16 protein-coding genes are annotated in these 12165 nt (G+C 34.5%); 13 read left to right on the forward strand and 3 right to left on the reverse strand.

Features of this window, described 5'->3' with window-relative positions; genetic code table 11:
• Window positions 1–23: 23 nt before the first annotated feature.
• From hemL to R2Q59_RS00750, 12 genes are all read left to right on the forward strand, one after another.
• Window positions 24–1394: a glutamate-1-semialdehyde 2,1-aminomutase gene (gene hemL, locus R2Q59_RS00695; protein ID WP_316773084.1), complete on the forward strand. Its 1371-nt coding sequence runs from the start codon at window positions 24–26 to the stop codon at window positions 1392–1394.
• Window positions 1394–2260: a HAMP domain-containing sensor histidine kinase gene (locus tag R2Q59_RS00700; protein WP_316782713.1), complete on the forward strand. Its 867-nt coding sequence runs from the start codon at window positions 1394–1396 to the stop codon at window positions 2258–2260. The genes hemL and R2Q59_RS00700 overlap by 1 nt, the downstream gene beginning before the upstream one ends.
• A gap of 1 nt (window position 2261) precedes the next feature.
• Window positions 2262–2969, forward strand: a complete 708-nt coding sequence (locus tag R2Q59_RS00705) for a response regulator transcription factor (protein WP_131553236.1) — start codon at window positions 2262–2264, stop codon at window positions 2967–2969.
• Window positions 2969–3487, forward strand: coding sequence for a hypothetical protein (locus R2Q59_RS00710; protein WP_316782716.1), 519 nt, complete (start codon window positions 2969–2971; stop codon window positions 3485–3487). Before R2Q59_RS00705 ends, R2Q59_RS00710 begins: the two co-directional genes overlap by 1 nt.
• Window positions 3488–3493: 6 nt before the next feature.
• Complete coding sequence (gene hemE / locus R2Q59_RS00715) at window positions 3494–4519, forward strand: uroporphyrinogen decarboxylase (RefSeq protein WP_316782719.1); 1026 nt, start codon at window positions 3494–3496, stop codon at window positions 4517–4519.
• Between the two features lie 60 nt (window positions 4520–4579).
• Window positions 4580–4786: a hypothetical protein gene (locus R2Q59_RS00720; RefSeq protein ID WP_316773088.1), complete on the forward strand. Its 207-nt coding sequence runs from the start codon at window positions 4580–4582 to the stop codon at window positions 4784–4786.
• Window positions 4786–5067, forward strand: a complete 282-nt coding sequence (locus R2Q59_RS00725; RefSeq protein WP_316773090.1) for a type II toxin-antitoxin system YafQ family toxin — start codon at window positions 4786–4788, stop codon at window positions 5065–5067. Before R2Q59_RS00720 ends, R2Q59_RS00725 begins: the two co-directional genes overlap by 1 nt.
• Window positions 5067–5615, forward strand: a complete 549-nt coding sequence (locus R2Q59_RS00730) for a CopD family protein (protein WP_316773091.1) — start codon at window positions 5067–5069, stop codon at window positions 5613–5615. The genes R2Q59_RS00725 and R2Q59_RS00730 overlap by 1 nt, the downstream gene beginning before the upstream one ends.
• Before the next feature lie 104 nt (window positions 5616–5719).
• Entirely contained in the window at window positions 5720–6847 is a 1128-nt protein-coding gene (locus R2Q59_RS00735) for a hypothetical protein (RefSeq protein ID WP_316773093.1), read from the forward strand.
• Window positions 6848–7202: 355 nt separating this feature from the next.
• Window positions 7203–7772 (forward strand): sigma-70 family RNA polymerase sigma factor, encoded by a 570-nt coding sequence (locus R2Q59_RS00740; RefSeq protein ID WP_316782722.1) that lies wholly within the window; start codon window positions 7203–7205, stop codon window positions 7770–7772.
• Window positions 7753–8517, forward strand: a complete 765-nt coding sequence (locus R2Q59_RS00745) for a hypothetical protein (protein WP_316782726.1) — start codon at window positions 7753–7755, stop codon at window positions 8515–8517. The genes R2Q59_RS00740 and R2Q59_RS00745 overlap by 20 nt, the downstream gene beginning before the upstream one ends.
• A 139-nt stretch (window positions 8518–8656) precedes the next feature.
• Window positions 8657–9454, forward strand: coding sequence for an outer membrane beta-barrel protein (locus R2Q59_RS00750; RefSeq protein WP_316782728.1), 798 nt, complete (start codon window positions 8657–8659; stop codon window positions 9452–9454).
• Between the two features lie 142 nt (window positions 9455–9596).
• On the opposite strand, the gene R2Q59_RS00755 is transcribed toward R2Q59_RS00750, so the two are convergent.
• A complete protein-coding gene (locus R2Q59_RS00755) occupies window positions 9597–10010 on the reverse strand; it encodes a PIN domain-containing protein (protein WP_316782732.1) in 414 nt (137 codons plus the stop codon).
• Entirely contained in the window at window positions 10003–10281 is a 279-nt protein-coding gene (locus R2Q59_RS00760) for a DUF6364 family protein (RefSeq protein ID WP_316782735.1), read from the reverse strand. Before R2Q59_RS00760 ends, R2Q59_RS00755 begins: the two co-directional genes overlap by 8 nt.
• A 122-nt stretch (window positions 10282–10403) precedes the next feature.
• Between R2Q59_RS00760 and R2Q59_RS00765 the strand changes: the two genes are divergently transcribed.
• A complete protein-coding gene (locus R2Q59_RS00765; protein ID WP_316782737.1) occupies window positions 10404–11396 on the forward strand; it encodes an ABC transporter ATP-binding protein in 993 nt (330 codons plus the stop codon).
• A gap of 5 nt (window positions 11397–11401) precedes the next feature.
• Here the strand turns inward: R2Q59_RS00765 and R2Q59_RS00770 are convergent, their stop codons facing one another.
• Complete coding sequence (locus R2Q59_RS00770; protein ID WP_316782740.1) at window positions 11402–11815, reverse strand: hypothetical protein; 414 nt, start codon at window positions 11813–11815, stop codon at window positions 11402–11404.
• Between the last annotated feature and the right edge of the window lie 350 nt (window positions 11816–12165).

Below are 12165 nucleotides of genomic sequence, written 5' to 3' on the forward strand. Positions count from 1 at the left end.
TTTCGGCTTTTACCTTAATAAAAATGTTAGAACAGTTAAAAAAGATATTCTCGGGAAACGAAGAGGAGATGCCGGTAAATACAGGGAGCAAACCTGATATTAGTCGTGAGAAATCGGCAGAATTGTATGCAAAATCGAAAACCTATTTTCCGGGTGGAGTAAATTCTCCAGTAAGGGCTTTTAAATCGGTTTACGGAACGCCTTTATTTATTCAAAAAGGCGATGGTTGTTACATTTGGGATGCAGATGGTAATCAATTTATAGATTTTTGCGCAAGTTGGGGCCCGTTAATTTTAGGCCATAACAATGCAAAAATCAGAGAAAAAGTAATTGATGTAATGCAAAGCGGAATGAGCTTTGGCGCACCAACTGCATTAGAAAATGAATTAGCAGAGCTGATTATAAAAAATAACAGCTTTGTGGAAAAAATCCGTTTTACGAGTTCTGGCACTGAAGCAGTAATGTCGGCAATTCGTTTAGCTCGTGGTTATACTGGAAATGACAAAATCATCAAATTTGAAGGCTGTTACCACGGCCATAGCGATTCGCTTTTAGTGAAAGCAGGTTCTGGATTGGTAACTTTTGGAGAAACTTCTTCGGCTGGTGTGCCTAAATCTTTTGCAGAAGAAACAATTGTTATTCCTTTAAATGATAAGGAAGCAATTACAAAGGCTTTCGAACAATTTAAAGACCAAGTTGCTGCGGTAATTATAGAAGGGATACCAGCAAATAACGGTTTGTTAATGCAAGACCAAGCTTATATCGAATTTTTGAGACAAGCTTGTACAGACAATAAAGCTTTATTGATTTTTGATGAGGTTATCACAGGATTTAGAGTTGGGTTTGAAGGTGCGGCTGCTTATTATGGCATCAAGCCTGATATTGTAACTTATGGTAAAATTATCGGTGGTGGTTTACCTGTTGGGATGTATGGAGCTTCTGCAGAAATTATGGGTCATATTTCTCCTGATGGCGGAGTTTACCAAGCAGGAACTTTATCTGGAAACCCAGTAGCGATGGCTGCGGGAATTGCAACTTTAACTGAACTTTTAAAATCAAGTTTTTATAAAGATTTAAACCAAAAAACAAAGGAGTTTGTAGATAGTATTCAGCGTTTTGCAACTGCAAGAAATTATAAATTCAAAGTGTTTACAGTTGGTTCTATTTTCTGGTTTGCATTTACCGATAAAGACATTAAAACAGCAGAAGATATTGACCCAACGAGTATGGAGAAATTTAAAGTAATGCACCGTGAATTGTTAAATAGAGGGATTTACTTAGGGCCATCTGGTTATGAGGTAGGTTTTGTTTCAGCCGCACACACAAAAATTGAACTAGAGAAAGCAAAAAGAGCTATTTTTGATGCGTTAGATTTAGTGTTTAGAAAATCATAATGAAGAAATCACTGCTCATATTTTATTTCCTTTTGTTCTATGCCATGCTAGAAATGTTTTGGTGGGGAACAGTTGTGATAAAATTACAACCAGACCGTATGGCAATGGTGATGGGAGAGGGTTCTGTTTTCTTGTTTTTACTTTGCGTAGGCGCTTATTTTATTCATGCATCCATTAAAAAGGAAGATAAATTACATGAAAGACAGCAAAATTTCTTATTGTCTGTAACTCACGAATTGAAATCGCCTTTGGCTGCTATTAAACTTTCTATAGAAACCATCGTAAAACGAGATTTAGACAAGGAACAACAATCTAAATTATTGCGAAACTCGCTAAAAGATATTGAGCGTTTAGATGATTTAGTAGAAAATATGTTATTGGCAACAAAGATTGAAAGTCGTACTTATTCGTTCCCTAAGGAAGAGTTTGATTTATCTGAATTGGTAACAAGAATTACGGATAGATTGCAGGTTCACTCTTGTGGTAACCAGCAAATGATTAATACTAAAATTGATAATAATATAAAGGTAATGGGTGATAAATTTGCTTTATCATCGGTAGTTACCAATTTGGTAGAAAATGCTGTTAAATATTCTGGTCCTTGTGCCGAAATAGCAGTAAGTCTCTGTCAAAATGACGGTAAGCCGTTTTTAACGGTTTCTGATAAAGGTCCGGGCATTCCGGATGATGAAAAAATGCTTATTTTCGATAAATTTTATCGTGTAGGAGATGAAAATGTGCGTAAATCTAAAGGCACTGGACTTGGCTTGTTTATTGTTAAAGAGGTATTACAAAACCACGACGCTGATATTAGCGTTAAAGATAACACACCGCAAGGTGCAATTTTTGAAGTAACATTTAACTGATATGCCACAGAAATTAAGAATACTATTGGTAGAAGATGAGGATCACTTATTAGATGCCATCAAATTAAACCTCGAACTAGAGGGTTACAAAGTTCACGCTGTTAAAGACGGTAAAACTGCATTAAAAGTTTTTAAGGAAGAAAGATTTAACTTAATCATTTTAGATGTAATGTTACCTGAAATGGATGGTTTCCAGGTTTGTGAAACTATTCGTTTAGAAAATACTGAAGTTCCTATTTTGTTTTTAACGGCTAAGAATACTAGCGAAGACCGTGTAATGGGTCTTAAAAAAGGAGCTGACGATTATTTGGTAAAACCTTTCAACTTAGAAGAATTAATTCTACGTGTTGGAATTTTAGTAAAACGTAGCTTAAAAGCAGACGATTTAAAAGAATTAAACTCTTATAAAATCGGCGATAAAACTATCTATTTTAACTCTTTTGAATTAAAACAAGATGATGGTGTTGTTGTGCCTTTAACTAAAAAGGAAACTATGCTATTGAAGTTGTTAATTGAGCGTAAAAACGAAGCTGTTTCTCGTGAACAAATCTTAGAAACAGTTTGGAATTACGACGTATACCCTTCAACAAGAACTATAGATAACTTTATTTTAACGTTCCGTAAGTATTTCGAGCCAGACCAAAAAAATCCAGTTTATTTTCACTCGATTAGAGGTGTAGGTTATAAATTTACAGATAGCACACATTAATGTATAATACTTGGAGTAGATATGCTTTAATGGCAACTTTTGCCCTTTCGGCATTAGTAAGTTTATATTACAATCAATACCAGCTGGCTGCAATAGCCGGCTTTCTCTTTGCCTTTATTTTATGGAGTCATTTTAAACATAGTTCAGTATTATTGGCATCGAAACATTTTAAGAATGCAAACTATGATAAGGCTGAGCAGATATTAAATGAAGTAGCAAATCCAGATAGGTTAGCTAAAAATCGTAGAGGATATTATGAGTTCATGAAAGCAAACATCGCCCTGCAGAGAGAAGATTTTGAAACTGCAGAGTTTCACTTTCAAATTGCTAGTCGTTTTCCATTGGGAGGTAAAAACGATAAAGCTTTTGTGATGATACATTTGGCTAATCTCGCACTGCGTAAAAAAGATGGCGAAAGAGCAAAAGCATACATAGAAAAAGCAAAGGAGTTGGCAACAACATCAAGAGCAAAAGAAATTATAAAAATTATAGAGAAAGAAGCCAATAGTTTGGCCTAATACAACATGAAGAACAACTTATTTTTAGACGCTGCAAATTCAAAAGCTACAGAACGCCCACCAGTATGGATGATGCGCCAAGCTGGTCGTTTTATGCCACAATATTGGGAAATTAAAAACAAATATTCGTTTTTAGAAATGTGCAAAAACCCAGAAATTGCCGCTGATGTGACCATGTTGCCAGTTGATTTGTTGGGTATTGATGCGGCGATTTTATTTTGCGATATTTTGGTAACTGGCGAAGCAATGGGTGGCGATTTAAGTTTTACTCAAGGTGTTGGTCCAAAATTCGCTAATCCAGTTCGTACAGCTGCTGATATTGATAAATTAGAAGTTGATGTTGTAGATAGATTAGAATATGTTGCTGATGCGATTAAAGTAATTCAACAACGTTTGGATGACAGTATTCCTTTGATAGGTTTTGCTGGTGCTCCTTTTACAGTAATGAGTTATTTGGTTGAAGGCGGTTCTTCAAAAGATTTTAAGTTAACCAAGTTGTTAATGCACAATCACCCAGAATTAGCGCACCGTTTATTAGCTAAAATAGCCAAGGTAACAACCGATTATTTGAACCTACAAATTGCGGCGGGTGTTAATGCTGTGCAGTTATTTGATAGCTGGGCTTTAGCTTTATCATGGAATGATTATCAAGAATTTTCTCACCAATATAACCAACAAATCATTGCTGGTTTAAACAGAACAAATGTTCCAGTGATTTCTTTCTGTAAAGGAAGCTCTGTTTTTGCGCCAATTATGGCAGAAGCAAAACCAGATGTAATTTCGGTTGATTGGAATGCAGATTTATTGAACATTAAAAATGCTTTACCAGCGGGAATTGCGGTTCAAGGTAATTTAGACCCGCATATTTTATACGCTGACCAACCAGTTATCAAAAAACACATTCATCAATTATTTGAAAGAATGCGTGGTACCGAAGGGTTTATCTTTAACTTAGGTCATGGCATTATGCCCGATATTCCTTTTGATAACGTGAAATATGCGATTGAGGTAGTTAAAGAATTTAAATATTAGACCCCTAAATCATCTAAAGGGGACTTGATTTATATAGTTCTAAATTTATTATATTTGTATATGGAAACTTTAATTATCGACATTCCTGAAAACAAGAGTACTCTGGTTAAAAGTTTACTAAAAGAACTTGGTGTTGTTATTCATAAAAAGAACTCAAGAACTAAGAAACCAAATGCAACCACAATTAAAGCGATTGAAGACGCAAGAAATGGTATAGGTATAAGTGAACCAATTACAGATATAGATAAATACATCGATTCTTTGTAATGTTTATTCTAAAGGCCACCAGGCAATTCGATAGAGATATTGCTTTAATGAAAAAGCGTTCTGCAAAGAATGATTTACTAATAAAGTCTTTTTTAAAGTTGCTTCAGGCCAATGGAGCTAAAGGTATCCCTGAAAAGAATAAACCACATAAACTAAAAGGTAATTACGTTGGGAATTGGGAAGCACATATAAAGCCCGATATGTTAATTATTTGGTTTGAAATAACCGAAGAAAAAGAAATTACTTTGCTTAGACTAGGCTCTCATTCTGATTTATTTTAATGAACGATTACTATCAATACTTTTTAGCGGTTCACATCATCTTTGTAGTAAGTTGGATGGCTGGATTGTTTTATGGTGTTCGTTTATTCATTTATCATACCGAAGCTAACGACAGGCCAGAATTAGAAAAGAACATCCTTCAGAAAGAATTCACAAAAATTGAAGGTCGTTTGTGGAATATCATTACCATTCCAGCAATGTGCCTAACGGTTTTGGCAGGAGCAACGATGCTTTATACTCGTCCTGTCTTATTAGAGTTGCCTTGGATGCATGTTAAACTTGGCTTTGTTGCTTTGCTACTTTTATACCATTTTATTTGCCAAAATATCATGAAACAGTTGAGAAATGGAATATTTAAGTATTCTTCTAATCAATTGCGTTTATGGAATGAAGTGGCCACGATTTTATTGGTTGCCATTGTATTTACGGTGATGCTGAAAAGCGCAGTGGATTGGGTTTATGGTCTCGTAGGACTAATTATTTTTTCTGCAATTATCATGATGGCTGTAAAGATTTACAAAAGATATAGAGAGAAAAAGGGAGAGTAAGTCAAAAAATGTCATCCTGAGCGTAGTCGAAGGACCTCTTTGGACGAATTTAATGATTGACATTTTTCGCGATGCTCAGACTGACAAGTCTTAAAATTTATTAAATGAAAAAACATCTACTTTTAGCTTTCATCTTTTTGCTTGTTCTTTCAGCAAAAGCTCAATTTAACAACGAATCCTTATTCAATCGTATTCGCCCAACAGATAGTTTAGACAAAGAATTACATTTCAATTTCTACAATTTCAATTTCGTTAGAAATTACGAATACTCCAATAAATTTCACGATGGTTATACTTTATACGGTACACAAATAGAACCACAACTGGTGTATTATGCCAATCCGAATTTGGCCATTGTGGCTGGTGCTTATTTGCGTAAGGATTTTGGGAATGAAGGAATTTATGATGCAAAACCGCTGTTTAGCTTAAAATATCATAAAAGAAATCTCACGCTAGTTTTTGGTAGCCTAGAAGGAAATATTCAGCATAATTACATTGAACCCATTTATAATTTCGAGAGAAAAATTACCTCACCAATTGAATATGGGACACAACTATTAGTCGACAGAGAAAAATTCAAATTAGATAGCTGGATTTCTTGGCAAAAGATGATTTATAAAGGTGAGGCTGCTAAGGAAGAAATTGTTGGGGGATTAATTACTGAAACCTATCTACTGAAAAATAATAACTGGAAACTGAGCATCCCTACTCAATTTTTAGCTTACCATCAAGGTGGACAAATCGACGTATTAAAAAACATTCCTATTAGCACTTTATTTAATGGCGCTACAGGGTTTAAATTACATAAAACAGTCGGCTACAAAGTAAAAGAAGTTTTTACGGATAACTATATCGCAGTTTATAAAGATTTTTCACCAACCAAATCAAGAGCTTATCAAGCTGGTTTCGGTTTATGGTTAAATGCAGGTGTAGAGACTAAATGGGGGAGTTTGATAGCGTCTTATTGGAAAGGAAATAATTTCTTAACGATAAAGGGAATGCCTTTGTATCAATCAGTTTCTGAAACTTTATATGATGCTGGTTTTAAGCAAAGTAGCAGAAGTATTTTAGCAGTTAGGTATGTTTATCAAAAGCAGTTAATTCCTAATTTATATTTAGATGTTCGTGTAGAACCTCATTGGGATTTAGGGACGCCAGATGCCGATTTTCAGTTTAACCATTCTTTATTCTTGACTTATAAGGAAGATTTTAGACTTTTTAAGAGGAAATAAGTCAGAAAGTCCGGAAGTCGGAAAGTCAGAAAGTTGAGGAAGCAAAATACGAAGTTTCAAAGGGATTTGTTAGGGAGAACGTCGTAAATTTTCCGACCAGCAACCCATCGTATGAAAAGCAGGCCTATCTTAAATAAACCTGATAGTAGTGGAAAATTTGTCATCCTGAGCTTGTCGAAGGACAAATTTGTAACGAATAGCAGGGCTACAGCACCTATGAAATGCTTACATTCATTTCCTATTAAAAAACAATTCAGCCATATAACAGTTGAACAATTTAAATTATTTTTGAATTTATTTGCAACCTCGTGCAACCTTTTACCTCTAGGGTTCATCTACCCTATACAAACAACAAATGAAGGTGACTAGAACATATACGATTGATGACCTACTGGAAGGCTGCAAAGCTGGCGACAGGAAGATGCAAGAAATGCTTTATAAGCTAACTGCATCAAAAATGTTGGCCGTTTGTATGCGCTACGCCAAAGACCGTATGGAAGCCGAAGATGTATTACAAATGGGATACGTTAAAATTTTCCAGAAAGTTAAGGAATACCGTGGCGATGGCTCTTTTGAAGGTTGGATTAGGAGAATAATGGTAAATACCGCAATTGAAAGTTACAGAAAGAATTTACGCTCTTTAAGTATTGTGCCAATTGAAGATGCTTACGAGCAGCCATCGCAAGGATTCGATTTCAGCAGCTTAGGTATGCAGGATTTAATGAAAGTGATACAAAAACTGGCTGATGGATATCGCATGGTATTTAACATGTACATTATAGAAGGTTACTCGCACAAAGAAATTGCAGAAACATTGGGCATCTCGGAAGGTGCTAGCAAATCTCAATTAAGTAGAGCGAGGGCAATATTGCAACAAGAAATTATTAAAATGGAGGGCTTTGGTTATGCAACACATGCCGGATAAAGAATTCGATAAATTATTTAAAGATAAATTCGCAGATGCGGAAATTGAACCATCTGTAAATTTATGGACTAACATAGAACAACAGTTAGAGCCTAAACGTAAACGTATTATTCCAATTTATTGGATGGCGGCTGCAAGTGTGGCCATTGCGATAACCGCGATGTTGGTTTTTCAAAAAACAGAGAAAATTAGGTTACGTGGTGGTGAAGCAACGGCTGTAGTCGTAAAACCTGTTGTTGAGCAAGACCCAATAGCTACAACTGTAACTGCAAGCGCTACATTGCCAGTTACAAAACAAGCTACTAAAGAAAGTGACAATTCAAGTTCTAATGTTAAAGCTCCAGCAGTAAAAGCACAAGAAAATAATACTCCTGAAAATAATATAAAAAATATTCAAGATCCCGTGCAACCGATGTATGCTAACAATCGTCTACCTATTAAACAACAAGATGTTTTACCGCTAGATGTTGCAACTGTTAAAGATGTTGTTTATGGAGATAACCAAGTTGTAACAGCAAAAGTAGATGGTCAGTCAACAGGAATAGAAACAACAGCAAATGAAGAAGTTGTTACAGAAAGAAAAGGAATTAGAAACGTTGGCGACTTGGTAAACTTTGTAGTAGAAAAAGTAGATAAAAGAGATAAAAAGTTGGTAAGGTTTAATACAGATGATGACGATAACTCATCGATAATTGGAATAAACATTGGCTTTTTAAAATTGAACTCTAAAAAACATAATAAATAGGAGCAGGATAAAGCAGGATTTAAGGAGATAATTAAAGGGTGTCATCCTGAGCTTGTCGAAGGACAACCTTACAACATTTTAACATAATTAATAAACCAAACAAACAAGCCTGCGGCTTGCAGGCATAAAACACACACAAATGAGACGTTCAATATTAACAGCAGTTTTGGTAAGCGGACTTACCGTTCTGGCAGCATTAGGTGCAAGCGCACAACAAGATAGTGTAAAACGTAAAAAATTTGATATCAACTATGGTGTTGGTATTACAATTGGAGAAAAGAAAGACAGTACTGGTAGAATAGACCAAAGTAAAGGCCGTTTTGTTGGAGGAATTACCTTTACTCGTTTAGATATCGGTTTCTCTAAATTAATTGACAACGGAAGTTTTTCTTTATCACCACAAAACGATTTCTTAGATTACAAAGCTGGAAAAACTAGTCACCTTTCATTTGATGTAATCCAAATGGGATATAGATTTAACACCAACTTTAAAATCTATGTAGCTGGTGGTTTCGACTGGACTCATATCCGTTTGAAAGACAACATTACCATGCAAAAAAATATGCCTGAACTAACCTACGTTACAGAGCCAATTCAATTCAGCAAAAACCGTTTCTCTAGCAGCTATGTTCACGTTCCTTTGAACTTCGAATTGAGAACCAAAGAAAGTCATAAAGGTAGACGCTGGTATTTCGTTGTAGGTCCAGAAATTGCCTTCTTGTTAAATGGTAAAGTAAAACAAATTAGCGATGAGCATGGAAAAGTGAAAATTAAAGATGATTATAACTTCGCTCCATTCCGTTATGGAGGTACAGTTAGAATGGGTACTAATGGATTAGCTATTTTTGCTAAATACTATGCAAGCGATATGTTTGATAGTGCACCACAAAAAGGAGTCAAAAATATGGCATTCGGCTTAACTTTTGGAATTAACTAGTTAGCAGTTATCAGTTGACAGTTTTCAGTTGACACCTTGCAAATGAACAATTGAACCGATGAACTAATGAACTATTGAACCAAACACACACACACACAAATAAAACCCAATCCTGCAGATGCGAATTTGCAGGATTTTTTGTTTACAATGTTTTAAGAAACATCTCTGGAGTTAGAATACTTAAATTACTTTTCCTGTAATCCTTTATATTTCTTGTTATTACTGTAGTAATTGAACCGTAGCTTTCAGCCGAATAGTTTTGTAATGCATCTTCAAAATCTGAAAATTTGGAATCTATTGCTCTCAAGATTATACCTTTATCAATTACTAGCACATCTAAAAATACCAGTAGTTGTTTAATGGCTTCTAAAATAAGCTGTGAACTATGTTCTTTTTTTAAAAGATAATGGATGTTAGAAATCATAATTCCAGTTACAAAACCATTAATATTTTTGCTTTCACAAAGGGCTAAGACTTTGGAAGAAGCAGCAGAAAAAGGTTGCCTATTTAATAATGAATCTAAGATGATATCTGAATCAATTAAGATATTACTCATTGCCTGAATCTAAATATTTTTGATATTTTTCATCTCTCATTTTTGTAATTTCCTTTTTGTAGTCAAAATCCTTTGGCATTTTAAAAGATCCAACTAATGATTTTACAATAGGACTTAATTCGCCTTCTATTGCAATATTTTCTTCTTTATTAGTTACAGCCTTTAAATAATTTTCTACCATTGATGATAAACTTCTGCCTTGTTTGCCAGCATAAGCCTTTGCCCTTTCTATTACAGATTTATCAATTGTTAAGGTGAGTTTCGTGTTCATAAAATAAAATTAAGAAATAATATTTGCACGTGCAAATTTATAAATATTTACACGTGTTTATTTTTTGCTTTTCATCTACCTTTAAATCTTCAGCCTTCAAGCTAATTAATTATATTTACAACGTGAACGAGCAAATAATCACCGTTAGTAATTTAACAAAACAATACCAAGAAACACAAGTGTCTGGTATCTCAAACATCAGTTTTTCTATCAAAAGAGGAGATATTGTTGCCATTATTGGCGAAAGTGGCAGTGGTAAATCAACTTTGTTAAAATGTATTTATGGTTTGCTTAAACCAGATGAAGGCGAAATTCTATTAAACGGTAAAAGGGTTTTAGGACCAGATGAACAATTGATTCCAGGCAATGCCGAAATGAAAATGGTTACCCAAGATTTCTCTTTAAATATTTATGCTAAGGTTTATGATAACATAGCTTCGATGTTATCTAACACAGATGTTGCTGCCAAACAGGCTAAAACTTTAGAGATGATGGAGCGTTTGCACATCACCAAGTTAAAAGATAAAAAGATTACTGAATTAAGTGGGGGAGAACAACAACGAGTTGCAATTGCAAAAGCTTTAATTAGTGATACCAAGGTTTTATTGTTAGATGAGCCATTTAGTCAGGTAGATTCGTTATTAAAAAACCAGTTACGTGCAGATATTAAACGTTTGGCAAAAGAAACCGGACTAACCATTATCTTGGTTTCTCACGACCCAACCGATGGTTTATTTTTGGCCGACCAGTTATTAATCCTAAAACAAGGGCAGCTTTTACAAAACGATAACCCAGAAACTATTTATCAAAATCCATCTCATTTATATACTGCCAAAATATTAGGTAATGCAGTTATTTTAGATGCTGAACAAGCCACACAATTAGGGCTTAAAACTGAAAAACAAAATGTGGTTTTTTATCCAGAATGGGTAGAGTTAAAAAGCAATTGGAATAGTAGACGATTTGAAGTAAAAGAAGTTTATTACAAAGGTTTTTACGATGAACTGTTATTAGAACGAAATGGCGTAAAAATTAGAGCACTACAATTGAATAGTGGTGAGCATAAAAAAAACGACCACGTTCAAGCAAACATTGGTCGTTTTTTAGAGTTTTGAGTTTTCTATTGAATATCTGAAGCAACAATAACGATTTTAACTCTAGTTGTACCTGTTGGTTTTATTGGGGTGACATCTTGGTTGTCTGAGCTTTGAATGTCGATTTCTACTTGTTTTTCACTAATAACTGTACTGAAAGCATCTACGTTGTAAACAAAAGGCATTTGTAAATAAGTAGCTCCACTATCATACGATATGTAAACCAAAATCGCATCGTTATCTAACGAATACTTATTGATTTGCTGGACATTTAACGTGGTGTAATACGTTAATTTGTCAGAGCTTAAGGTCCAAGCACTTGATGGTACATCCCTAATTACTGTAATGTTTGGTGTAGTCTGATTGACAATAGTGTCTTTTTTGCAAGACGCCAGACCTAGTGTGGCGATGCAAAAGAATAGGATTGTTAGCTTTTTCATGTTGTGTGTGTGTTTTGCAATTTATAATGCAAAACTATTGCCAGTTTTTAGTGGATTTTAACCACGGATAAAAGGCATGAACACAGATGAAAAACGTTACTTACTTTTTTAATTCCCCTCCTCTGGAGGGGTGTCAGTTTTTCACTGACGGGGTGGTTAGAATATTAATTCTAATCAACTCCACGTTTCACTTTTGAAAAGGAATATTGATAAAGCCAATGATATATGGAATAAGAATAAAATCAAAATCGTTCTTTTTTTAGCAGTCGCTTTGTCTATCAAAAGACCATATAATGGATATTGAATAATCGCAATTATAATAAATCCAATATCTATTCTATTAAATATTA

This window comes from Pedobacter frigiditerrae, from assembly GCF_032678705.1.
Lineage (GTDB): Bacteria > Bacteroidota > Bacteroidia > Sphingobacteriales > Sphingobacteriaceae > Pedobacter > Pedobacter frigiditerrae_A.